21 protein-coding genes are annotated in these 22,182 nt (G+C 67.8%); 9 read left to right on the top strand and 12 right to left on the bottom strand.

Features of this window, described 5'->3' with window-relative positions; all coding sequences use genetic code 11:
- Positions 1 to 45: 45 nt before the first annotated feature.
- The 4 genes from guaA to mrdA all read left to right on the top strand — a co-directional run bounded on the left by guaA (position 46) and on the right by mrdA (position 4,580).
- On the top strand, positions 46 to 1,644 hold the full coding sequence (guaA, locus tag KBY97_RS09960; protein ID WP_255146715.1) for a glutamine-hydrolyzing GMP synthase: 1,599 nt from the start codon (positions 46 to 48) through the stop codon (positions 1,642 to 1,644).
- Positions 1,645 to 1,723: 79 nt separating this feature from the next.
- On the top strand, positions 1,724 to 2,332 hold the full coding sequence (locus tag KBY97_RS09955) for a hypothetical protein (RefSeq protein ID WP_255146714.1): 609 nt from the start codon (positions 1,724 to 1,726) through the stop codon (positions 2,330 to 2,332).
- Positions 2,333 to 2,413: 81 nt separating this feature from the next.
- The gene (locus KBY97_RS09950) at positions 2,414 to 2,818 is read left to right on the top strand and encodes a hypothetical protein (RefSeq protein WP_255146712.1); all 405 of its coding nucleotides are present in this window, start codon (positions 2,414 to 2,416) and stop codon (positions 2,816 to 2,818) included.
- Between the two features lie 4 nt (positions 2,819 to 2,822).
- Entirely contained in the window at positions 2,823 to 4,580 is a 1,758-nt protein-coding gene (mrdA, locus tag KBY97_RS09945) for a penicillin-binding protein 2 (protein ID WP_255146711.1), read from the top strand.
- 102 nt (positions 4,581 to 4,682) lie between these two features.
- On the opposite strand, the gene KBY97_RS09940 is transcribed toward mrdA, so the two are convergent.
- The 4 genes from KBY97_RS09940 to KBY97_RS09925 all read right to left on the bottom strand — a co-directional run bounded on the left by KBY97_RS09940 (position 4,683) and on the right by KBY97_RS09925 (position 8,268).
- Entirely contained in the window at positions 4,683 to 5,816 is a 1,134-nt protein-coding gene (locus KBY97_RS09940) for a glycosyltransferase family 1 protein (protein WP_255146709.1), read from the bottom strand.
- Positions 5,817 to 5,844: 28 nt separating this feature from the next.
- Entirely contained in the window at positions 5,845 to 7,041 is a 1,197-nt protein-coding gene (locus KBY97_RS09935; RefSeq protein ID WP_255146708.1) for an NAD-dependent epimerase/dehydratase family protein, read from the bottom strand.
- A gap of 136 nt (positions 7,042 to 7,177) precedes the next feature.
- Positions 7,178 to 7,345, bottom strand: a complete 168-nt coding sequence (gene psb34, locus KBY97_RS09930; RefSeq protein WP_255146707.1) for a photosystem II assembly protein Psb34 — start codon at positions 7,343 to 7,345, stop codon at positions 7,178 to 7,180.
- A gap of 74 nt (positions 7,346 to 7,419) precedes the next feature.
- Positions 7,420 to 8,268 (bottom strand): thiazole synthase, encoded by an 849-nt coding sequence (locus KBY97_RS09925; RefSeq protein ID WP_255146706.1) that lies wholly within the window; start codon positions 8,266 to 8,268, stop codon positions 7,420 to 7,422.
- A 54-nt stretch (positions 8,269 to 8,322) separates the two neighbouring features.
- Between KBY97_RS09925 and KBY97_RS09920 the strand changes: the two genes are divergently transcribed.
- On the top strand, positions 8,323 to 8,886 hold the full coding sequence (locus tag KBY97_RS09920) for a hypothetical protein (RefSeq protein ID WP_255146704.1): 564 nt from the start codon (positions 8,323 to 8,325) through the stop codon (positions 8,884 to 8,886).
- 57 nt (positions 8,887 to 8,943) lie between these two features.
- Here KBY97_RS09920 and KBY97_RS09915 read toward each other — a convergent pair whose 3' ends face one another.
- Genes KBY97_RS09915 through rpmI form a run of 3 tightly spaced genes read right to left on the bottom strand, consistent with a single transcriptional unit; the run spans position 8,944 to position 10,229 of the window.
- Positions 8,944 to 9,600, bottom strand: coding sequence for a tetratricopeptide repeat protein (locus KBY97_RS09915; RefSeq protein ID WP_315857159.1), 657 nt, complete (start codon positions 9,598 to 9,600; stop codon positions 8,944 to 8,946).
- A gap of 26 nt (positions 9,601 to 9,626) precedes the next feature.
- Positions 9,627 to 9,974 (bottom strand): 50S ribosomal protein L20, encoded by a 348-nt coding sequence (gene rplT, locus KBY97_RS09910; RefSeq protein WP_255146702.1) that lies wholly within the window; start codon positions 9,972 to 9,974, stop codon positions 9,627 to 9,629.
- 54 nt (positions 9,975 to 10,028) lie between these two features.
- A complete protein-coding gene (gene rpmI / locus KBY97_RS09905; RefSeq protein ID WP_255146700.1) occupies positions 10,029 to 10,229 on the bottom strand; it encodes a 50S ribosomal protein L35 in 201 nt (66 codons plus the stop codon).
- A gap of 76 nt (positions 10,230 to 10,305) precedes the next feature.
- Here rpmI and KBY97_RS09900 point away from each other — a divergent pair, with 76 nt between their 5' ends.
- Both KBY97_RS09900 and KBY97_RS09895 read left to right on the top strand, forming a co-directional pair.
- A complete protein-coding gene (locus tag KBY97_RS09900; RefSeq protein ID WP_255146698.1) occupies positions 10,306 to 11,898 on the top strand; it encodes a SpoIID/LytB domain-containing protein in 1,593 nt (530 codons plus the stop codon).
- 85 nt (positions 11,899 to 11,983) lie between these two features.
- Positions 11,984 to 13,357, top strand: a complete 1,374-nt coding sequence (locus tag KBY97_RS09895; RefSeq protein ID WP_399217639.1) for a glycosyltransferase — start codon at positions 11,984 to 11,986, stop codon at positions 13,355 to 13,357.
- Here the strand turns inward: KBY97_RS09895 and KBY97_RS09890 are convergent.
- From KBY97_RS09890 to tig, 5 genes are all read right to left on the bottom strand, one after another.
- Positions 13,354 to 15,303: a DNA polymerase III subunit gamma/tau gene (locus tag KBY97_RS09890; protein ID WP_255146695.1), complete on the bottom strand. Its 1,950-nt coding sequence runs from the start codon at positions 15,301 to 15,303 to the stop codon at positions 13,354 to 13,356. The two genes, KBY97_RS09895 and KBY97_RS09890, sit on opposite strands and share 4 nt — an antisense overlap.
- A gap of 32 nt (positions 15,304 to 15,335) precedes the next feature.
- Positions 15,336 to 16,007, bottom strand: coding sequence for a lecithin retinol acyltransferase family protein (locus tag KBY97_RS09885; protein ID WP_255146694.1), 672 nt, complete (start codon positions 16,005 to 16,007; stop codon positions 15,336 to 15,338).
- Between the two features lie 12 nt (positions 16,008 to 16,019).
- Positions 16,020 to 17,366: an ATP-dependent protease ATP-binding subunit ClpX gene (gene clpX / locus KBY97_RS09880; protein WP_255146693.1), complete on the bottom strand. Its 1,347-nt coding sequence runs from the start codon at positions 17,364 to 17,366 to the stop codon at positions 16,020 to 16,022.
- Positions 17,367 to 17,464: 98 nt separating this feature from the next.
- Positions 17,465 to 18,145 carry an ATP-dependent Clp endopeptidase proteolytic subunit ClpP gene (gene clpP / locus KBY97_RS09875; protein ID WP_255146692.1) on the bottom strand — a complete coding sequence of 227 codons (681 nt, stop codon included), beginning with the start codon at positions 18,143 to 18,145 and terminating at the stop codon, positions 17,465 to 17,467.
- A 51-nt stretch (positions 18,146 to 18,196) separates the two neighbouring features.
- Positions 18,197 to 19,639 carry a trigger factor gene (gene tig / locus KBY97_RS09870; protein ID WP_255146690.1) on the bottom strand — a complete coding sequence of 481 codons (1,443 nt, stop codon included), beginning with the start codon at positions 19,637 to 19,639 and terminating at the stop codon, positions 18,197 to 18,199.
- A gap of 459 nt (positions 19,640 to 20,098) precedes the next feature.
- On the opposite strand from tig, the gene KBY97_RS09865 reads away from it, so the two are divergent.
- Positions 20,099 to 21,217, top strand: a complete 1,119-nt coding sequence (locus KBY97_RS09865; protein ID WP_255146689.1) for an aspartate-semialdehyde dehydrogenase — start codon at positions 20,099 to 20,101, stop codon at positions 21,215 to 21,217.
- Complete coding sequence (gene dapA, locus KBY97_RS09860; RefSeq protein WP_255146688.1) at positions 21,214 to 22,110, top strand: 4-hydroxy-tetrahydrodipicolinate synthase; 897 nt, start codon at positions 21,214 to 21,216, stop codon at positions 22,108 to 22,110. The genes KBY97_RS09865 and dapA overlap by 4 nt, the downstream gene beginning before the upstream one ends.
- Positions 22,111 to 22,182 lie beyond the last annotated feature (72 nt).

Below are 22,182 nucleotides of genomic sequence, written 5' to 3'. Positions count from 1 at the left end.
GGCAACTCAACCGGCCAGCCGCCGATCAAGAAGCGTTCCGGTCGTATGTCTCAAGCTTCACAGTCGCTGGAACAGCCGGAGAGCCAGCGCCACCCGGCGATCGTGATCCTCGATTTCGGTTCCCAGTATTCGGAGCTGATCGCCCGCCGTGTGCGGGAAACCGAGGTGTATTCCCTGGTGATGGGCTACGCCACCAGCGCCGATGAGCTGCGCGAACTGGCCCCCAAGGGCATCATCCTCAGCGGCGGCCCCAGCTCGGTCTATGCCGAAGGGGCGCCGGTGTGCGATCCGGGCCTCTGGGATCTGGGCATCCCGATTTTCGGGGTTTGCTACGGCATGCAGCTGATGGTGCAACAGCTGGGCGGCAGCGTGGTGGCGGCGGGACGGGGCGAATACGGCAAGGCGCCGATTCAGGTCGACGATCCCACCGATCTGCTCACCAATGTGGAGGATGGCTCCACGATGTGGATGAGCCACGGCGATTCGGTTGAAACCCTGCCGCCTGGATTTGCACGGCTTGCCCACACCAAGAACACTCCAGAAGCGGCGGTGGCTGATCACCAGCGCCAACTTTATGGCGTGCAGTTCCATCCCGAGGTGGTGCATTCCACCGGCGGCATGGTGATGATCAGAAACTTCGTCTACCACATCTGCGGCTGCGAGCCTGACTGGACCACCAGCGCCTTCATCGACGAAGCCGTGGCCGACGTGCAGGCGCGTGTGGGCAGCAAGCGGGTGCTGCTTGCCCTCTCCGGCGGCGTGGATTCCTCCACCCTCGCCTTTCTGCTGCACAAGGCGATCGGCGATCAGCTCACCTGCATGTTCATCGACCAGGGCTTCATGCGCAAAGGGGAGCCTGAGTTCCTGATGGAGTTCTTTGATCGCCAGTTCCATATTCACGTTGAATACATCAACGCCCGTGATCGCTTTCTCACCAAGCTCAATGGCATCACCGATCCCGAAGAGAAGCGCAAGATCATCGGCACCGAGTTCATCCGTGTGTTCGAGCAGGAGAGCAAGCGCCTGGGCCCCTTCGATTACCTCGCCCAGGGCACGCTTTATCCCGATGTGATCGAATCGGCCGGCACCGGCGTGGATCCCAAGACCGGCGAACGGGTGGCGGTGAAGATCAAGAGCCACCACAACGTGGGCGGCCTGCCCAAGGATCTGCAGTTCAAGCTGGTGGAGCCCCTGCGGCGTCTGTTCAAAGACGAAGTCCGCAAGGTGGGCCGCAGCCTCGGCCTGCCCGAGGAGATCGTGCGGCGCCATCCCTTCCCGGGGCCCGGTCTGGCGATCCGCATCCTGGGCGAGGTCACCGCCGAAAACCTCAACATCCTGCGGGATGCCGATCTGGTGGTGCGCGAGGAGGTGCAGGAGGCGGGTCTTTATCACGACATCTGGCAGGCCTTTGCGGTGCTGCTGCCGGTGCGCAGTGTTGGTGTGATGGGCGACAAACGCACCTACGCGTACCCGATCGTGCTCCGTTGTGTGTCCAGCGAAGACGGCATGACCGCCGACTGGTCGCGCTTGCCCTACGACCTGCTGGAGAAGATCTCCAACCGCATCGTCAATGAAGTGCGGGGCGTGAACCGGGTGGTGTACGACATCACCAGCAAGCCCCCTGGCACGATCGAGTGGGAATGAGCGTCGGTTGAAGGCACCATCGATCCGGCCTGGCCTGCCCGGGGCAGCTTCGATACCATCAGGGCCCGGCCTTCCTCTCTTGACCGTCGCCCTCGAGCAGGACCCTCAGCTGCAGCGCCGCCTCCAGCAGGACAGCATCCAGCTGGCGGGAAAGGTGATCTATCTCAACCCTTTTCTCTACTGGCGGCGTTTCGATGCCAACACTGACCGTTGGTTGCGCGAACCCGGTCAGCTGCAGGAGGAACAGATCCTCGCCAACCGGGGCCGCTTCTACCCCGAGGTGCTGTGGGAGGAGATCCCCGAGCAGGAGGTGCAGATCAAGGATGGCGCTGTGGAGATGTTCCTCAAGACCCTGGAGCTGATCAGCACCTTCAACCCCGACCTCAGTGCCGGCCACCTGCTCGAGGTGGAGCGCAAGATGGCCGTGACCAAGAAACGCTCCTTCGAGCGCTGGGTGGAGAAGTCGCTGCGGCGCCGGCAGACGCTGGAGCGGCAGGAGCGCCGCCGTTTCGATCGCGAACGGCTGCTGCGCAGCTGGGGGGAGTGGGCGGGGCTGGATGTCACCCGGCAGGCCGTGTTGCCGTTCACTGCGGTGCTGGTGCTGGCCGTGGGTGCCGGCTGGATGGTGGGTTCGCGCGAATTCTGCCGTCAGATGATCGTCGATCCCGGTGTGCAGCGGCTGCCCTGAGTCCCTGCCACGCCCTGAGAGCGTCAAACTGGGGGCAAAGCCGCCCGCCTGCGCGGGTGGCGTTGCCTCGGTTGCTTCGGCATGGCTGATCCCCTCGATACCCTGCGGCTCGCGCTGATGCAGGAGGTGCTGCCGGTGGGCATGGCGGTGGTGGAGCGGGCGCGCAAGGGAGGTCCGCGCGAGGTGGTGGAAGCCTTCACCGCCTCAACCGATCCGCTCGCCCAGCTGAAGCAGGAAGGGGATCCGGCGGCGCGGGCCGTGCGGCAGAGCCTCGATCAGATCCAGCCTGGCCTCGGCAACCCCGTGATGAAGGTGGAGGTGCGCGACGTGGCCCCGCCGTCGCCCTGGCCGCCGCAGCCGGGTGATCCCGCCGCCACCGGGTTCGCAGAAGCCGCAGACCCGCAGCGAGAGCGGGAGGCGCTGCAGACCGCACTGGCGCGGATCTCCGAGCGCCTGGCGCTGCTTGAGCACCGCCTGGAGGCCTGAAATCATGGCCGCTGGCCATCTGCACGGACAGGCCCGCCATGCGGGCATGCGGCACCAGCCGGCCTGGCTGCTCGGGCTGATCGTGCTGGTGATGGCGGCGATGGGCGCCCGGCTCGTCTGGCTGCAGCTCGCCCAGGGGGCAGAAAACAAGCTGCTGGCGGATCAGAACCGCATCCGCCTGCTCCCCCGCCATCCGATGCGGGGGCGTCTGCTGGATCGCAACGGCCAGGTGTTGGCCAGCAACCGCCTCACCTACAACCTCTACATCCAGCCCCGGCTCGTCGATGACGCAGGCTGGCCCCTGCTGCGGGAGCGATTGGCGTCCCTGTTGGAGCTTGACCCCGCGCAGCTCGATGCCAAACGCAGCGCTGGTAGGGCCGTGGATGGCTTCCGCATCGAACTGGCGGGCCCCCTCAGCAGCGAGCAGGTGTTGCGGTTCCGCGAGCAGTCCGAGTCGCTCAAAGGAGCAGATGTGGATGTCGATGTGCTGCGCGCCTACCCACACGGACGCCTCGGCTCCCACGTGCTCGGCTACACGAGCAGCATCACCGCAGAGGAATACAAGGAGCTGTCTGAAACCGGCTACCGCCTGCAGGACCGCATCGGCCGCACCGGCCTGGAGCGCGTCTACGAGAACCATCTGCGGGGCGAGTGGGGGGGACAGCAGCTGGAGGTGAACGCCGAAGGGCAGGTGCAGCGGGTGCTGGGCGACAAGCCGTCGCGGGCCGGCAAGGACCTGCGCCTCACCCTCGATCTAGAGCTGCAGAAGGCGGCAGAAAAGGCCCTCAGCGGGGTGAGCAAGGGGGCGATCGTGGCGATGGATCCGCAGACCGGCGCAATTCGGGCCATGGCCAGCCGCCCCAACTTCGACCCCAACATCTTTTCGGAGGGCCCCACCACAACGCAGTGGAATGAGCTCAACCGCCCGGAAGCCCCCATGCTCAACCGGGCGCTGCGCGGGTTTCCACCGGCTAGCACCTTTAAGGTGATCACCGCGATCGCGGGCCTGGAATCGGGTCTGTTCAACCCCGCCTCCACGATCCTTACTTCAGGCTCCTTCTGCTACGACGGCCAGTGCTACGCGGATCACGGCAGCTTCGGCAACATCGGCTTTCGCCTGGCCATGGCGGTGAGCAGCAACAGCTTCTTCTACCGGCTGGGCCTCAAGACCGGCCCCGATGAACTGTTCAGAGCAGCGCGCCGCCTGGGCTACGGCAGCCTCACCGGTGTGGAACTCAAGGGGGAGGAGAGCCCCGGCTTGCTGGGCGATCCCGCCTGGAAGCGCCAGGTGCTCGATGAGCCGTGGACCTCGGTGGACACGATCACCTCCTCGATCGGCCAGGGGGCCGTCACCGTGACGCCCCTGCAGATGGCCCGTCTGTATGCGGCGATCGCCAACGGCGGCTGGCTGGTGACGCCCCACCTGGCGGAGCGGCCGGTGGAGCGCCGCTGGATCGGCCTCAAACCCAGCACGTTGAAAGTGCTGCGCGAGGGCCTGCGGGATGCGGTCACCAGCGGCACGGCCACCCTGCTCAACAACCCTTCGCTGCCTCCCGTGGCCGGCAAGACAGGCACCGCGGAGGACCCACCCCGCCCCGACCATGCTTGGTTCGGCGGCTATGCGCCGGCGGACAAGCCCAATCTGGTGATCATTGCCTTCGGCGAGAACAGCGGCGGCTATGGCGGCACGGTGGCGGCACCGATGGTGAAGGCCTTGCTCACCACCTGGTTCCGCGACACCCTGCCCCAGCTGAGCAACTGAACGCGCGCTGGCGGCAGCGGCTGGTTTGCGGCTGCTTCCGGGGGCCGCGCCACGATCTGCTTCGGATGGACCTGAACGGGTTCCTGGAGCTTGGTGGGAGCATCAGGCCACCAGCTGCAGGGGGGGTCGCACCACCTCGCTGTAGAAGCGCCGCAGTTGCTGGGTGGCACCCGCCCAGCCCCAGCGCTCAGCTTCCGCCCGCGCCGCCAATCGCAGGGCCTGGCGCTGTTCGGTGCTGGCCAGCAGCCGTTCAGTGGCGGCGGTGAGGCTGGCAGGGCTGTCGGGGTCGTAGAGGCAGCCGTTCACCCCGTCGGTGACGATGTCGGGAATGCCGCCGCGGTTGGCGCCCACCACCGGACAGCCGGCCGCCATCGCCTCCAGCAGCACCAGCCCCAGCGTTTCGGTGGAAGAAGGGAACAGGAAGGCATCGGCGCTGGCATAGGCGCTGGCCAGATCCTCGCCGCCCAGGTAACCCATAAAGGTGGTGGCGCTGCCGGCGAACACCTTCTCGAGCTGCTGGCGGTGCGGGCCATCGCCCACCAGCGCCAGCCGGGCCTGGGGCAGAGCATCGAGCACCGGCCGGATCCGCTCGATCTGCTTCTCTGCTGAGAGCCTGCCCACGTAGAGCAACAGGCTGTCGCTGTCGCCGTGAGCCCCGGCGAGTTTGCGCCGCATGGCCGGATTGCGCCATTCAGGCCGGAACAGATCGGTGTCGACCCCCCGCTGCCACAGGGCGGTGTGCTGGATGCCGTGCTGGCTGAGTTCCTCCACCATCGCCGAGGAGGTGCAGAGGTTGAGTGCCGCCTGGTTGTGGGCCGCCTTGAGCAGCTCCCACAGCAGCGGTTCGAACATGCCCATGCCGTAGTGCTCGAGGTACTTGGGCAGGTGCGTGTGGTAGCTGGCCACCAGGGGCACCCCCCGGGTGCGCGCCAGCCAGATCCCGCCCAGGCCGAGCACGGCGGGGTTCACCACGTGCACCAGGTCGGGTTTGAAGGCATCGAGGGCCTCGGCCACCAGGGGGCGAGGCAAGGCCAGCTTCAGCTCTGGGTAGAGCGGCAGGGGCAGGGCCGGCACGCCGATCACCCGGGCGCCCATGAAGGTGTCCGGGGCTCCTTCCGGGCAGAACAGCAGCACCTCGTCACCGGCACGCACCAGGTGGGTCACCGTCTTGGTGAGCCGCGTGACGATGCCGTCGACCTTGGGAAGGAAGGTTTCGGTGAACAGTGCGATCTTCACGGAGACGGCTTGCCTGCGGACGGTCCGTTCAAATCACCGGCTGGAGCGCAACCGCCTGGCTGTGGGTCCAGGTGGACACGCAGGGGATGCGGGAGCGATCACAGCGATCGGCCCAGCGGCGTGCCACATCCACCACCTCGCCCAGCAGGCCGTCGTCGAGGGTGGTGGGCTTGAGCCCCAGCTCGATCAGGCAACGGTTGTCGACGATCAGGTCATTTTCGATGGCTTCCTTGCGGGGGTTGGGGAGATGGTTCAGCTTGGCCCCGGTGACGGCCGCCACCTTTTCGGCCAGATCCTTGACCTTGTGGCTTTCGGTCATCTGGTTGTAGATGCGCACCTTTTCCCCTGCTGCCGGGGGGTTGTCGATCGCCAGCTCCACACATTTCACCGAATCGCGAATATGGATGAAGGCGCGGGTCTGGCCGCCGGTGCCATGCACCGTGAGGGGGTAGCCGATCGCCGCCTGCATCAGGAAGCGATTGAGCACGGTGCCGTAATCGCCGTCGTAGTCGAAGCGGTTGACCAGGCGCGGATCCCTGTCGGTGAGATCGGTGTTGGTGCCCCACACGATGCCCTGGTGCAGGTCGGTGACGCGAATGCTGTCGTTCTTGTTGTAGTAGAAGAACAGCAGCTGATCCAGCGTTTTCGTCATGTGGTAGACGCTGCCGGGATCGGTGGGGTGAAGGATCTTCTCCTGGAAGCGGCTGCCATCGGGCTGGGGAACTTCCACCGTGAGATAGCCCTCGGGGATGGTGGCGCCACGGTGGGATCCATAGCCGTACACCCCCATGGTTCCGAGGTGAACGATATGAATATCGAGGCCGCTTTCAACAATTGCACAAAGAAGATTGTGCGTTCCATTCACATTGTTGTCGACCGTGTAGCGCTTTGTGGCGCTGGATTTCATCGAATAGGGGGCGGCCCGCTGTTCGGCGAAGTGCACCACGGCACTGGGACGCTCACTGCGCAGCAGACCCAGCAGCAGGTCGTAGTCCTGGGCGATATCGAGCGCCACGAAGTGGATGGGCCGGCCACCGGTTTCCTCCCAGGCCCGCAGACGGTCGTGGATCGTGGCGATCGGTGTGAGCGATTCGACCCCCAGGTCGATGTCGATTTTGCGGCGGCTCAGGTTGTCGACGATCACGACGTCGTGACCGGCGTCGGCCAGGTTCACAGCGCAGGGCCAGCCGCAGAAGCCGTCGCCGCCGAGAACGAGAACCTTCACGTCTGAACTCCTGCTGAACGAGCGATTGCTCTCTTGGGGCAAGCTACTACAGGCATTCCGCCCCCCTTGCGGGGAAACGGTGGAGGCCCCTGCCGCGGCACACCCCGGTGCTGGCCTGGCCCGAGCGGAAACGGCGTCAGCTGATGCCGACCGCCACGCCCACCATGGTCAGCACCAGCAGTCCACCAGCGATCAGCAGCACCGTGGTGCTGCGGCTGCGTTCTCCTCCGGCTTCGACCACTTGCATGCGCGGTTCCCGGGCAAAGGCGTTGAGCCTGCCCCCGTCCTCCTTGATGACCGACATGCTGGGGTGGCCCGATTGAGAAAGCGAACCTTATCGATGCCCTTTCCGGCCGGTACTGGGGCCGAAAGAGAACGTCACAGGCGCGGAGACGTGGCGTCGCCGATCCTGCCCCACCCCGGCGAGCTGGCCTGGGCGTCCTGCCGCAGCGGCAGGCGTCCGGCCTTCCAGGCGCAGCGGCCCGCTGCGGTGGCCTGTGCCATCGCCCAGGCCATGGCAGGTGGATCGCCTGCCATGGCGATGGCGCTGTTGATCAGCAGGGCGTCAGCCCCCATCTCCATGGCCTGGGCCGCTTCGCTGGGCACGCCCAGCCCCGCATCCACCACCACCGGCACCCCTGCCGACTCAATGATCAAGGCGATGTTGGCGGCGTTGCGAATGCCCTGGCCGGAGCCGATCGGAGAGCCCAGCGGCATCACCGTGGCGCAGCCTGCCTCCTCAAGCCGGCGGGCGAGCAGAGGGTCGGCATTGATATAAGGCAACACGGTGAAACCCTCCTTCACGAGCCGTTCGGCTGCCTCCAGGGTGCCGAAGGGATCGGGCAGCAGATGGCGGCTGTCGGGGATCACTTCCAGCTTCACGAAGGTGTTGTCTTCCTGGCCGGCGAGCTTGGCCAGCTCCCGGCCCAGCCGCGCCACCCGCACGGCCTCATCGGCGCTGGCGCAGCCGGCGGTGTTGGGCAGCATCCAGATCGTGCTCCAGTCGATCGCCTCCATCAGGCCCTGGTGGCCTGCCGCCGCGGATTGCACCCGCCGCACCGCCACGGTGACGATCTCGCAGCGGCTGGCCGCCAGGCTGGCCTGCATCGCCGCAAGTGAGGGGTACTTGCCCGTGCCGGTCATCAGGCGGCTGCGGAAGCGGCGGCCACCGATCACCAATGTGTCGTCGGCGAGGCCTGACGGATCCGAGCCCGGAATCTGCACCATGGGGAGAAGTTACAGCGCACGCCTCCTAACCTTCGCGCAGGCCTGATTGCTTCCATGACACCGGTTCTCTCCCTGCTGCTCGCTGCCAGTCCGGTGCCGGTGGGCAGCTTCGTGCCGTTCAGCCTTCCGCCCGCCTCGCCGCTGGACACCTCCTTCAGCGAGATCGGCCCGGTGGAAACCTTCGATCCGGTGGGCCGGGCGGCGTTGCTGGCCACCCAGTTGCCGCGGCAGTGGCGTGGCAGCTACCAGGCCTTCGGTGGCGGCGCCCCCACCCCTGTGGAACTGCGCCTTGACACGGTGACGGCCATGGGCCAGATGATCGACCTGCGCGGCACGCTCACGGTGGGCAGCGCCAGCTCGCCGGTGCAGGGCAATCTCAATGCCAAATCGGATCAGCTGGAGCTCATTCCCCTGATCGACAACCTCAGCCTTGGCCTCGAACCCGGCGGTGATTTTCTTGGTCTGCAGGGCTTCTCGCCGATGGGCTGGAATGCCCCACGGCTCACCAATCCTGGTGGCCGGCTGGTGCTCGACCCCGTGAGCGCCTCCGCCCTGCCGGCTGCCCGTCCCGCTGGCCAGCCTCTTGGGCAGGGGGCGCCGATCCGCGGGCTGTGGTGACAGCAAGCACGTGCTCCTGACCTTATCCGAGTTCGCCGGGGACCTGTCGCGCGGACCTCAGGCCGGCGTGTTGGTGGGTGAGGGTTTGGGAGTTGATTTGCTGCCAGCGTTGCTGGCTCCAGCTGCCGGCCCTGAATCGCTGCTGCTGGCGGCCATCCCCTGGCCGCTGGTCGCCGGGGTGTTCACGTCGGCTGGAAAGCGGCGATCGAGCAGCTTCAGCCGCTTGAGGGTGGTTTTGTTGGTGGGGTCGAGGCTCAGGGCCTTGGCGTAGGTGTCCCGGGCTTCATCGGGTTTGCCCTGGCGCTCGAAGGCGTAGCCGAGGTTGTTGAGCGCCACCGGGTAATCGGGTTTGGCCTGCAGGGCTGACTTGTAGTGACGGATGGCGCTGGCGTAGTTGCTCTGAGCGGCCAGGGAAAACCCCAGGGCGTTCTGAATCAGTGCCTGGGCCTCGGGGGGTTCACCGCCACTCTTCTTCTGGGCCAGCCGGAGAGTGTCCACCGCCTGGGAGTAGAGCCGTTTACGCAGCTGGACCGAGCCGAGTTCATAGAGGACGGCGGGATCTTTGCCATCCCCCCCCTTGGCTTGCCCCTCGAGCCGGGCCAGTGCCGATTCATCACGGCGCACCCGGATCACCTGAAGGGCGATGACCACGGCTGCACCGCCAAGCAACAGGATCAGGCCGATCAGATAGGCCTGAGGCAGGAGAATGTCCATCGGGCCTCCCCGCGATGCGGTGGTGATCAGCGCGTAGCGGCCGAAACCACGCTGGTGAAACTGGCGGGATCAGCCACGGCGAGCTGGGCCAGCATCTTGCGGTTCAGCAGAATGTCGGCTTTTTTCATGCCGCCGATCAGCCGGCTGTAGCTCAGCCCGTTGATGCGGGCGGCGGCATTGATGCGGGCGATCCACAGACGGCGGAAGTCGCGCTTCCGGCGGCGACGGTCGCGGTAGGCGTTGCAAAGCGCCTTCATCACCCGCTGGTTGGCGGTGCGGAACAGGCTGCCGCTGCCGCCCTGGAAGCCACGGGCCAGGCGGAGGATCTTGTTACGGCGTTTACGGGCGACGTTGCCCCTCTTGACGCGGGCCATGGTGTGTTCTCAGGGCGAAATTGAAGGACGGGGTGTGGGTGACCTGGCGAGAGATCAGCCGGCGTAAGGAAGCATGCGGCGGACGTTGTCGGCGTCGCGTTCGTCGACCACCGCCATCGTGCCCAGAAAACGCTTGCGCTTGGGGCTTTTGTGATCGAGCAGGTGGTTGTGGAAGGCATGCCGGCGCATGAATTTTCCGCTGCCGGTCAGCTTGAACCGCTTCGCGGCTGCTTTGCGGGTCTTGAGCTTCGGCATGTCCTGCGCGACTTCACAAACAACCAAACTACGACTTGGTAGTGCCAGCTGCCAACTCCCCCCGTCCGCTTTGCCCATGCTCCGCCAGCTGTTGCGTCCTTCTGCCCCGCTTCCCCTGCAGCCCGGCCCTGTCCTGGCGCCGGCGGCACTCGGGCTGGCGCTCACCTTGCTGGCGGCACCCGGCTGCCGCGCCGTCCCCGCCCTCCCCCCTGTCCTCGCCCCGCTGCCCCTGCACTGGCCCACCAGCGCGCCGCCGCCGCTGCAACCCGCCCAGCCCGTGCTGTGGGTGTCGCTCGGACCACGCCTGGGTCCTGCTCCGGGCGCCGTGGCCAAAGCCGCCCCGCTGGTGCTGCAGGCGGCGGCGGGCGAGCTGGTGCTCACCGATGCCGATGGCCAGCGGCTCTCGGGGCCGAGCGTTCGCCTGCGCTGGCGGGAGGTGCCCCTGGCGGAGCCGTTCCAGCTCGCCCGCACCGTGCTGGGCCCGTTTGCCAGCTTCGAGAGTGCGGAGCAGGCCGCCACGGCCTGGCGTGAGCTCGGCGTGAGCCCGGTGATCGCCCATCCCGCCGAGTGGGAGGTGTGGGCTCCTGGCGCCACGCAGGCTCCGGCCGGCCTGCAGGCGCGTCAGGTGGAGCAGCTCTTCAGCCAGCGGCTGGTGCTGACGTCCGGGGAGCCGGGAGCTGCCGGCGCGGCATTGAAGGGTCCCCTGCGGATCACGGCGCCGGGCGGGCTGCGCTGGGAGGGCGGCGTGTTCCAGGGCCCGTTCCGCCTGGCGAGCAACGCCTATGGCGGCTGGAGCCTGATCGAGGAGGTGCCGCTGGAGCGCTATCTGCTGGGGGTGGTACCCCATGAGATCGGCGCCGGATCACCGCCGGCCGCCCTCGCGGCTCAGGCGGTGCTGGCCCGCACCTGGTCGCTGCGCAACATGCACCGCTACACCACCGATGGCTACCACCTCTGCGCCGACACCCAGTGCCAGGTCTACGCCGACCCACGGCAGGCAGGGGCGGCGGTCCGCGCGGCGATTCAGGCCACCCGGGGCCAGGTGCTCACCTGGCAGGGCGCCCCGATCCATGCCGTCTACCACGCCACCAACGGTGGAATGGCCGCCGGCTTTGAGGAGGTGTGGAGCGGCGCGCCGCTGCCCTACCTGAAGGCGGCGCCGGATGGTCCGCCCGCCTTCAACGCGCGGTTTGCGGTGCCCCTGGCGGCGGCGTCGCTGCCGGCGCTGCTGGCGGGCGGTGGTTCCGCCTATGGCGCCTACCACCCGCGCTTCCGCTGGCAGCGCCTGATGACGACCGCTCAGGTGCAGCAGGCCCTCGCCACGGCCCGACTGCCGGTGGGCACCCCCTTGAAACTCAGGGTGCTGGAGCGGGGGCCAAGCGGTCGCGTCCTGGCGCTGGCCATCGAGGGGAGCGAAGGCCGCCAGGTGCTGCGCCGTGATGCCATCCGGCGCACCTTCCGGCAGCTGCCCAGCACATTGTTTGAACTCAAGGCGGAGGGGGCGGGTCGCTGGCGCTTCAACGGCGGCGGCTTCGGCCATGGCGCCGGGCTTTCCCAGGCGGGCGCGATCGATCTGGCCGGTCGCGGCTGGACCCTGCCCCAGCTGCTCATTCGTTACTACCCAGGCACGCAGCTCCAGCCGCTGGAGGCACTCGGCCAGGGCCTTTAGAGTTCGGCCCAGTTCGAGCCCTGCCACGACCGGGACCCTGTCGCGTGCGGCGTGGCATCACGGAGAGCCTCTATTTATGCCAGGCCTGACCGCAGCGAAGACCGTCTCTCGTCCTCGGCGTGGCAAAGCGGCGCTGTTCGTGTTGCTGTGCGGTTGTGCCGGCGCGGCACCCCACTGGGTGGAGCCGCCCCGCAACCTGCTGCCGGCAATCAGCCTCACCCTGTTGCTGGGCGCCTATGTGATCCGCACCGTGCTGTTCCGACTCTGGAAGCCCCAGTCGGCAGTGGCGCTTCCCGAGGCCATGGAGGCCTGGCCGGACGTTGATGTGGTGGTGGCGGCGCGGGACGAGGAGGCGGTGATCAGGCGGCTGGTGGAGCGGGTGGCGCAGCTGCGCTACCCCGAAGGCCAGCTGCACCTCTGGGTGGTGGACGACGGCAGCGAAGACCGCACAGCAGCGCTGTTGGAGGAGATCGGCAACCGCCACCCCCTGCTCACGGTGCTGCGCCGGCCGCGGGATGCCGGTGGGGGCAAGTCGGGGGCGCTCAATGCCGTGCTGCCCCAGCTGCGCGGCCGCTGGATGCTGGTGCTGGACGCCGATGCCGGCATGCCCAGGGAGCTGCTGCAACGGCTGATTCCCTACGCCGAAGCGGGTGGCTGGGCGGCTGTTCAGCTCCGCAAGGCGGTGGTGGAAGCCGATCGCAACCTGCTCACCGTGGCCCAGGCGATGGAGATGGCCCTCGACACTGTGATTCAGCAGGGGCGTCTGGCCTCCGGTGGCGTCGCCGAACTGCGCGGCAATGGCCAACTGCTGCGGCGTGATGCGGTGGAAGCCTGTGGCGGCTTCAACGAAGCCACCGTCACCGACGATCTCGATCTCAGCTTCCGTCTGCTGCTGGGCGACTGCAGCATCGGCGTGCTCTGGGATCCGCCGGTGGAGGAAGAGGCCGTGCGCACCCTGCCCGCCCTCTGGCGGCAGCGGCAGCGGTGGGCCGAAGGGGGCCTGCAACGCTTCTTTGACTACTGGCCCCGCCTGGTGTCCGGCCCGCTGGCCCCTTCCCGCAAGCTCGATCTGGCGGCGTTCTTTCTGCTCCAGTACGCCCTGCCGGTGGTGTCGATCGCCGATCTGATCACGGCTCTGGCCACCCGCACGCTGCCGTCGATCTGGCCGCTGTCGATCGTGGCCTTCGGCCTCTCCGGAGCGGCGATCGTGGCGGGCTGCCGGCGCAGCAGCGAGGGCCCACCGCTGCCACGCATCCATCCCTTCACCGCCGCCTTGGGCATCGCCTACCTGGCCCACTGGTTCGTGGTGATTCCCTGGGTGGCACTGCGCATGGCCCTGTTGCCGAAACGTCTCGTCTGGGCCAAGACGCTCCACGTGGGCGAGGCGACCGGCGACGAAAGCCATGAGGAGGCCGACGATCTCACCGGCGAGCCCGACCTCACCACCCAGGTCTCCTAGGGCGGGTTCGCCCCATCCTGCTGTCCTGGCACCGGCCCGTCGAACGGAACCACCTCGCCGTTGAAGAAGTCCGCCAGGCGCCTCGCCTTGTCGTCGAGCGGCACGGGAGGTGCGGGTGCGACAGGAGCCGCAGGGGCTGGTGCGCTACCACCAGGGGCCGCGGCTGCAGGCAGCGGCACGCCAGCCCTAGCCATGGCGCTGACAGGAGTCCCAGGCCCTGAACCAGCGGGGGCGGTCTCCTGCGCCAGAGTCGCGGCCGGCGCAGGAGACGCCACAGCAGCTGGCAGGGAGATCGGTTGCAGCGTCATCGGTGGGGAGGCTTCCGGTCTCGGTGCCGGTCCTGCGGCCACCCCTCCCCCCGGCACGGCCCCAGCTGGTAATCCCGAAGCCACCCCGGCCTCGGGCGTTGGACCTGCGGCGTCGGCGCTCTCCAGTACGAGCTGCCGGGGGGAGCCCAGCGCACTTTGCAGGGCCCTCTCCAACAGCGGCAGACGGCTCTGCACCATCGCCACCCAGTTGCCGCTGACCCGCACCACAGCCCGCTGTCCGTCGAGGCGCACGAGTGCCGCCTGCTGGGAAAGGAGCATGCGGGTGGAGGGCAGCTCCAGGCTGGCCAGGATCTGCTGCCACAGCTCAGTGAGGTTGCTGCCGCCCCCTGCGCTGGAGGGCACCGGCACGCCAGGCACTGCGGCCGCGGGACCTGGGGCCTTGGCGGGGGGGGCGCTGGGAACAGCTGGGGCACTGCCGGGCGCAGCAGTTCCCGGCGCAACAGAAACCGGCGCGGCGGCTCTCCTGATGGTGGCGCCGGGCGCGGCGGGGAGCGGAGCACCGGCGTTGCCCGCCGACGGTTCGGCCAGCAGGCCCAGCAGCAGCACCTCCAGCCATAGCCGCGGCTGCACGCTCTGACGCAGCTGTTGTTCGCTGCCCTTGAGGCCGGCCTGCCAGCTCAGCAGCCGGGGGGTGGAGATGCGGGCCGCCAGCTCCGGCAGCTGGGGCCGGAACTGGGGGGAAAGGCTGCTCAACTCCAGGCGCCCGGGCGCGGCCGCGGCCACCGTGAGGTCGCGCAACACCGAGGCCAGCCCCTGCAGCACCGCCCCCGGGTCGCGGCCCCGCTCCAGCAGCTCACGGCAGGTTTCCACCACGGCCAGCGGCTCCGCCGCGGCGAGGGCCGCCGCCAGGGAGAGCAACTCCTGCTCCGGCACCGCCCCGAGCAGCTCCCAGACGGCGCCGGCCTCCACCGGGGCCGGCAGCAGGCTGAGCTGGTCCAGCAGGCTTTCGGCATCCCGCAGGCCGCCCTGGGCCCGCTGGGCCACCACATGCAGGGCCTCGGGCGTGATGCCGATCGCTTCGAGCCGGGCAATCTCACCCAGGTGGGTTTCGATCGCCTCCAGCGGAATGCGGCGGAAATCGAAGCGCTGGCAACGGGACAGGATCGTGGGCAGCACCCGCTGCGGATCGGTGGTGGCCAGCACGAACACCACCCGCGGTGGCGGTTCCTCCAGGGTCTTGAGCAGCGCATTGAAGGCGGCGGTCGAGAGCATGTGGCACTCGTCGATCACGTAGACCTTCCAGCGGGCCTGCACCGGTGCGAAGCGCGAGCGTTCGATCAGCTCCCGGATGTTGTCGACGCCGGTGTTGGAGGCCGCATCGATTTCGATCACATCGAGGGCATTGCCCGCCGTGATCGAGCGGCACAGTTCGCAGACGCCGCAGGGTTCGGGGGTGGGGCCGTCGGCGGCGATGCAGTTGAGCGAGCGGGCCAGGATCCGCGCGCTGGAGGTCTTGCCGGTGCCACGCGGGCCGCTGAACAGGTAGGCGGGCGCGATTCGCCCCTGCCGCAGGGCGTTGCTGAGCGTGGCCACGATCGCCTGCTGCCCCACCAGCTGGTCGAAGCGCTGGGGGCGGTACTTGTGATGGAGCGGCTGATAGGCGCTGGCCTGGGTCATGGCGGGGTCCCCGGACGGCCTGATCAGCGAGGTTACTGGGGGCTCCCGGTGCCCAGCAGACGCTCCAGCCGGCCTTCCAGTTCCTCCACCGCTTCCAGCTGATCGGCCAGGTTCTGGGCCTGCAGACGCAGCCGGTCGAACTGGTCGTTGCTGCCGCCTTTCCAGCGCGCTTCGGCCTGCTCCAGCTCCAGCTCCAGCCGCTGCTGCAGCTTCAGTCGCAGGGCATCGAGCTGCTCCAGGCTGCGGCGGGCCAGCTCGCGGCCGCGCTCCAGCTGGGTGCCATCAATGGCCAGGCCCTGGCGGAGCAACAGCCGCACGGCCACCAGTAGAGCGGCGGGGATGAACTGGCCCAGGGCCAGGGCGCCGAGGCTGCCGGTGCCCAACCACCCCTCCACCTGGGAGCTGCGGTGACGGCCGGTCTTGCACCAGCTGGCGAAGTGCTCGCAGTTGTTGAACACCAGGTTGTAGCGCTGCTCTCCCAGGCGCCCCATGGCGCGCCGCAGCGTCACCCCCGCCGGCGACACCTCCGCCTCCGGGTAGTGCACCACGCTGATCGCTTCGCCACGGGAGAAGTCGGCGAGGGGACTGCGCAGGATCTGGCGACCCTCCAGGTAATGGGCCACCGTGCCGTCGCCCAGATCGATGCCGTGATGGTCGAACAGGCCGTGCTGGCGCGGCACCTGCAGGTGGTCAGCCGTGGCCATGGCGGCTGTGCCTCAAGCCGATTCCTGTTTGTCGACCAGGCCGGGGTAGGGAAGGATCTTGGCGCGTGAGCGCTGCTCCACCAGCTCACGGGTGATGGTGAAGGTGGTGATCGCGTCGTTGGAGGGGATGTCGTACATCACATCGAGCATCAGCTCTTCCACAATGCCCCGCAGCGCCCGGGCGCCGGTGCGTCGCCGGTGGGCCTCCTGGGCGATCGCCTCGATGGCGCCGGCCTCGAACTCCAGCCGCACGTTGTCCATGCTCATCAGGGTCTGGAACTGCTTCACCAGCGCGTCGCGCGGCTCGGTGAGGATGGCTTCGAGGGAGTGGATGTCGAGCGGTTCGAGCACGGCGCTCACCGGCAGCCGGCCGATGAATTCCGGGATCAGGCCGTAGCGCACCAGGTCGTCGGGCTCCAGGTGGCGCAGCACGTGGGCGGCCTGCTGCTCCTTCTGGGTGCGGCTGCGGCCGCGGCCATCGCTGGGCAGAAAGCCGATCGAGTTGCGACCCAGCCGCCGCTGCACCACATCTTCAAGGCCAGTGAAAGCACCGCCGCAGATGAACAGGATCTGGCTGGTGTCGATCTGGATGCAGTCTTGGTAGGGGTGCTTGCGCCCGCCCTGCGGCGGCACGTTGGCCACCGTTCCCTCCAGCATCTTGAGCAGGGCCTGCTGCACCCCTTCGCCCGACACATCCCGGGTGATCGAGGGGTTCTCGCTCTTGCGGGCGATCTTGTCGATCTCGTCGATGTAGATGATGCCCCGCTGGGCCTGCTCCACATCCAGGTCGGCCTTCTGCAGCAGCCGCAGCAGGATGTTCTCCACGTCTTCGCCCACGTAGCCGGCTTCGGTGAGCGTGGTGGCGTCGGCCACCGCGAAGGGCACGTCGAGCTGCTCAGCGAGCGTCTGGGCAAGGAGGGTTTTGCCGGAGCCGGTGGGGCCGATCAGCAGGATGTTGGATTTGTGCAGCCGGGTGGCGAGATGGTCGGTTTCGCCTTGCCCATCCCCTTGCCAGGCCAGGCGTTTGTAGTGGTTGTAGACCGCCACCGACAACACTTTCTTGGCTTCGTCCTGTCCGACCACCTGCCGGTCGAGGTAGGCCTTGATTTCCCGTGGCTTCGGGACGGTGGCCAGGGTGGGGGCCGGTTTGGCGCCCTTTCGGGGCGCAGGCTTTCTGCTGCTGTCGTGGTGGGTGCGGGTGCTGCCCGGCGCGTCCACCAGCTCCTCATCGAGAATCTCGTTGCAGAGGTCGATGCATTCGTCGCAGATGTAGACCCCTGGCCCGGCGATCAGCTTCCGCACCTGTTCCTGCGATTTCCCGCAGAACGAGCACTTCAGATGGGCGTCGAACTTGGCCATCGCGTGGGATCCGGAAGCGGAGGAAGAACGCTGGAGGCCGGAACTCCAGAGGGGCCCGTAATGGCGGGGTCAGACGAAGGAGGCCGCGCTGGTACGGCTCAGAGCGGCGTGGTGTCGGTGACGACACGATCGATGAGCCCGTAGGTCACGGCTTCGTCTGGAGACAAAAAGTAGTCGCGGTCGGTGTCTTCGGCAATCTTTGCCAGGGGCTGGCCGGTGTGTTCGGCCATCAATCCGTTCAGGGTGTCCTTGAGGAAAAGGATCTCCTTCGCTTGGATTTCGATGTCAACCGCCTGGCCCTGGGCGCCGCCCAGCGGCTGGTGAATCATGATCCGGGCGCTTGGCAGGGCCATCCGCTTGCCTTTTGTGCCGCCGGAGAGCAGGAAGGCTCCCATGCTTGCCGCCAGGCCATAACAGATGGTGACCACGTCGGGGGCCACCTGCTGCATGGTGTCGTAGATGGCCAGCCCGGCTGTGACCGAGCCACCGGGAGAGTTCACGTAGATCTGGATGTCCTTGTCGGGATCTTCCGCCTCCAGGAAGAGCAGCTGGGCCACCAGCGAGTCGGCCACGGCGTCGTCAATGCCGGTGCCGAGGAAGATGATCCGCTCCCGCAGCAGGCGGGAGTAGATGTCGAAGGCCCGCTCGCCTCTGCCGGATTGCTCCACCACCGTGGGGAGCACCCCTGGTGCCGCCTGGGGCCCCACGCCGCTGAGGGCCATGGCTGGGTGGCCCTGCCAGCGGTTCTGGATCGGATGGGGACGGAAGGCGTCGATCACGCGGCCGTGGGGATGCGAGGGGAGATGGAATCAATCTATGGCCGCTGCGCTTCAGGTCGCTGGGGCCGGAGGTTCGGTCGCGGCGGCAGTGTCGCCTGCGCTGGCTGCTGCCGTTGGGCCTGCGCTGGCGGCCTCTGTGGTGGCTTCGCTGGCGTCCTCGTTGGCTTCGCCGGCCGGTTCCGGTGCCTTCTCGGTGACGGTGCTGTTTGCCTCCAGCCACTCCAGCAGTTTCTCGCGCAGCAGGTCGTCGGCCACGGCCAGCCGTAGCCGCTCGGGATCGATCTTGCTGGTGTCGCTGAAGCCCTTGCTCACCTCCTTCACCTTGGCGTCGACGACGGCCGCCTCCACCGCAATGGATTCGGCCTTGGCCAGGGCCTGGAGGGCGAAGGTGCGCTTCAGGCGCTGCACCGCCTCGGGGCGCGACGTGTCCATCAGGCTGCGAACCAGCTCCTGGCTGAACAGCTTCTTCACGTCCATGCCCTGCTGGGCGATCTGGCTGGCCGTCTGCTCGATCAAATTGCGCACTTCCTGCTGGATCAGGCTTTCGGGAAGTTCCACCTCCAGCTGCTCCACCAAGGCGCTGAGCAGCGCTTCCTGGCGGCCGTTCCTGGCGCGCCGTTCGGCGTCTTCGCGCAGCCGGGCTTCCAGGTCGGCCCGCATCTCGGCCAGGGTGGCTTTCTCACTGGCTTCCTGGGCGAAGGCGTCGTCGAGGGCGGGCAATTCGCGGGTCTTGAGATCGCTGAGCGTGATCGCGAAGCCGGCGGCCCGTCCGCGCGCGTCTTCCTGGGGGTAGTCGTCGGGGAACTGGCAGCTGATCTGCCGCTCCTCGCCGATGGCCATGCCGAGGATGCCTTCCACGAATCCGGGGATCATGCGGCCATCGTCGAGCTCCACTTCCAGTGCCTCGGCGGTGCCCCCGACGATCGCTTCACCGGTGTCGATGTAGCTGCCGCTGAAGCTCACCACCGCCACATCGCCGGTGGCGGCGGGCCGGCCTTCCACCGGCACCAGGGTGGCCCGCTGGCGGCGGGATTGTTCGATCAGTTCATCGATGCGGGCCGGGTCGTAGCTGACGGCTTCGGCTTCGGCCGTCAGGCCGGAGGTGGCCTTCAGGCTGGGGGTGGGCTGCACATCCAGCTCCAGGGTGACCACCAGGGCCTCACCGGGATTGAAGCGCTCCAGCAGCGCATCGAAGCCTTCGCTGAGTTCGGGGCTGCTGAGGGCGTCGATCTTTTCCTGGGCGAGCGCATCCCGCCAGACGCTGTCGACCAGATCCTCAAGGGCAGTGGCGCGGATCCGCAGCGGACCGATCTGCTGCAGCAGCACAGGCCGCGGCACTTTGCCGGGCCGGAATCCCGGCAGGCGCACGCTGCGGCTCAGCTTGTTCACCGCCGCTTCATAGCTGGCCTGGGAACGGCCACCGGGGATCTCCACTTCCAGGGCCAACCGGCTACCGGGACGGGGGCTGGTCTTGACCTTCAAAGCAGAGCTCATGGACGAACCGGCTGGACCGGCGGGGCAGGGCAGCTCCCGATACTAGAAACCCACCTCTCCCTCCCCCTGCCAATCAGGCAGAGGGCGCCGCCAACCGGGCCATGGACGCCGCAGGCAGGCCCATCTCTGTTCGCCAAAGCGTTGGGGTCCGGGTATGGTGATCGGGACGACAAACAGACCCATATCCCCATCCGGTTCGCCGCAGGCAGGAAGCGCTCTCCTGCCGAGCTCGCGCCCAGCCCGTTTCTCACCCTCGTTGGATCGCCGCGCTGGCGGCAAAGGTTTTTCACAACACACCGTCTTCTTTCACTTCTCTTTTCTCTCCGTTTCATTCGCTGCGTCTGTCGGCCCACCCCGTTCTCTTCCAAGCGCTCGCTCCCAGCCGCTGCCTCCTGAGCCATTTCGGCTCCACCTCGCCTGATCCTGTTTTTGTCTGCTGCTCCGTTCTCCCCCGCCACGTTGTCCACCGCACCATCCGCCTCCTTCCTGAGCCGTCAGCCCCTCACCGTCGCCGTGCTTGGCGCCACCGGTGCAGTGGGTTGTGAGTTGCTTGAGCTGCTGGAGGAGCGCCATTTCCCGGTGGCCGACCTGCGCCTGCTGGCCTCCCCCCGCTCCGCTGGCCGCAGCCTCACCTGGCGGGGCCGTGAGCTCACCGTGCGGCCGGTCGCCCCGGATGCCTTCGAAGGGGTGGATCTGGTGCTGGCCTCCGCCGGCGGCTCGATCTCGAAGCAGTGGGCGCCGCTGGCGGTGGCGGCCGGCGCCGTGGTGATCGACAACTCCAGCGCGTTCCGCCTTGATGCGGATGTGCCGCTGGTGGTGCCCGAGGTGAATCCGGCGGCGGCGTTCGCCCACAGGGGCATCGTGGCCAATCCCAACTGCACCACGATCCTGCTCACCCTGGCCCTGGCTCCCCTGCAGGCCCGGCGACCGATCCGCCGTGTTGTGGTGAGCACCTATCAATCGGCCAGTGGCGCGGGTGCCAGGGCGATGGAGGAGCTGCGCACGCTCAGCCGCACCGTGCTTGATGGCGGCCAACCGGTGAGTGAGGTGCTGCCCCATTCGCTCGCCTTCAACCTCTTCCTGCACAACTCGCCGCTGCAGAGCAACGGCTATTGCGAGGAGGAGCTGAAGATGGTCAATGAAACCCGCAAGATCATGCAGCTGCCGCAGCTGCGGCTGACGGCCACCTGCGTGCGAGTGCCCGTGCTCAGGGCCCATTCCGAGGCGGTGAACATTGAATTCGAGGAGCCCTTTCCGCCCGAGGAAGCCCGCGCCCTGCTGGCGGCGGCACCCGGTGTGGAGTTGATCGAGGATTTCGACGCCAACCGTTTCCCCATGCCCACCGATGTGACCGGCAGGGATCCGGTGGCGATCGGGCGGCTGCGCCAGGACATCAGCGATCCCCATGCGCTGGAGCTCTGGCTCTGCGGCGATCAGATCCGCAAGGGTGCCGCGCTGAACGCCATCCAGATCGCCGAACTGCTGTTCGACCCGGCACGCCAACCCCACGGCGGCCTGGCCGAGGCCACGGCGGCAACGCCCTTCCGCGTGCAATCCCTTGCAGGAGGTGCCGGTTGACGCTGGTTGCCGCGCCCTTCGGCCGGGTGCTCACCGCCATGGTCACGCCGTTCGCGGCCGATGGTGCCCTGGATCTCGATCTGGCCGCCCGGCTGGCCGTGCATCTCGTGGCCCATGGGTCCGATGGCCTGGTGGTCTGCGGCACCACCGGGGAATCCCCCACGCTCAGCTGGCAGGAACAGCATCAACTCTTCCAGGCCGTGAAAGAGGCGGTGGGACCCGGCGCCAAGGTGCTCGCCGGCACCGGCAGCAACTGCACCGCCGAGGCCGTGGAGGCGATCTCCCAGGCGGCCGCACTCGGCGCCGACGGCGCGCTGGTGGTGGTGCCTTACTACAACAAACCGCCCCAGGAGGGGCTTGAAGCGCATTTCCGGGCCGTCGCCAGCGCCGTGCCGGAACTGCCGATCATGCTTTACAACATCCCTGGCCGCACTTCCTGCAGCCTGGCCCCGGACACCACCGCGCGGCTGATGGATCTGCCCAACGTGGTGAGCTACAAGGCCGCGAGCGGCAGCACCGACGAAGTCACCCAGCTGCGGGTCCGGTGTGGCTCCGCCCTGGCGATCTACAGCGGCGACGACGCCTTGACGCTGCCGATGTTGGCGCTCGGGGCTGTGGGCGTTGTGAGCGTGGCCAGCCATCTGGTGGGCCCCCTGATCCAACAGATGATCACCGCCTTCCATGCCGGCGACCATGCCATTGCCCAGGCGCTGCACGAGCAGATGATGCCGCTGTGCCGGGCGCTGTTTTCCTGCACCAATCCGATTCCCGTCAAGGCCGCCCTGCAGCTCGAAGGCTGGCCCGTGGGCGCCCCCCGACTTCCCCTTGTTTCTGCCGACAGCGATGTGCGTGAACGATTGACCACTGCTTTGGCCGCCCTGCGTCCCACGTGACGCCAAGGCTCCCCTCCGGCATGGCCTCGCCCGGAACTCCTGCTTCAGCTTCACCGCACCAGACCACAACAT

The organism is Synechococcus sp. ATX 2A4 (genome assembly GCF_024346375.1).
Taxonomy (GTDB): domain Bacteria; phylum Cyanobacteriota; class Cyanobacteriia; order PCC-6307; family Cyanobiaceae; genus MW101C3.
This window is presented reverse-complemented; position numbering and strand designations above follow the sequence as displayed.

Bases quoted from the DNA above. Each gene is read 5' to 3' on its own strand.
- guaA (WP_255146715.1), top strand. From the start codon at position 46: ATGTCTCAAGCTTCACAGTCGCTGGAACAGCCGGAGAGCCAGCGCCAC.
- KBY97_RS09950 (WP_255146712.1), top strand. From the start codon at position 2,414: ATGGCTGATCCCCTCGATACCCTGCGGCTCGCGCTGATGCAGGAGGTG.
- mrdA (WP_255146711.1), top strand. From the start codon at position 2,823: ATGGCCGCTGGCCATCTGCACGGACAGGCCCGCCATGCGGGCATGCGG.
- psb34 (WP_255146707.1), bottom strand. From the start codon at position 7,345: ATGTCGGTCATCAAGGAGGACGGGGGCAGGCTCAACGCCTTTGCCCGG.
- KBY97_RS09925 (WP_255146706.1), bottom strand. From the start codon at position 8,268: ATGGTGCAGATTCCGGGCTCGGATCCGTCAGGCCTCGCCGACGACACA.
- KBY97_RS09920 (WP_255146704.1), top strand. From the start codon at position 8,323: ATGACACCGGTTCTCTCCCTGCTGCTCGCTGCCAGTCCGGTGCCGGTG.
- KBY97_RS09915 (WP_315857159.1), bottom strand. From the start codon at position 9,600: ATGGACATTCTCCTGCCTCAGGCCTATCTGATCGGCCTGATCCTGTTG.
- rplT (WP_255146702.1), bottom strand. From the start codon at position 9,974: ATGGCCCGCGTCAAGAGGGGCAACGTCGCCCGTAAACGCCGTAACAAG.
- rpmI (WP_255146700.1), bottom strand. From the start codon at position 10,229: ATGCCGAAGCTCAAGACCCGCAAAGCAGCCGCGAAGCGGTTCAAGCTG.
- KBY97_RS09900 (WP_255146698.1), top strand. From the start codon at position 10,306: ATGCTCCGCCAGCTGTTGCGTCCTTCTGCCCCGCTTCCCCTGCAGCCC.
- KBY97_RS09890 (WP_255146695.1), bottom strand. From the start codon at position 15,303: ATGACCCAGGCCAGCGCCTATCAGCCGCTCCATCACAAGTACCGCCCC.
- KBY97_RS09885 (WP_255146694.1), bottom strand. From the start codon at position 16,007: ATGGCCACGGCTGACCACCTGCAGGTGCCGCGCCAGCACGGCCTGTTC.
- clpX (WP_255146693.1), bottom strand. From the start codon at position 17,366: ATGGCCAAGTTCGACGCCCATCTGAAGTGCTCGTTCTGCGGGAAATCG.
- tig (WP_255146690.1), bottom strand. From the start codon at position 19,639: ATGAGCTCTGCTTTGAAGGTCAAGACCAGCCCCCGTCCCGGTAGCCGG.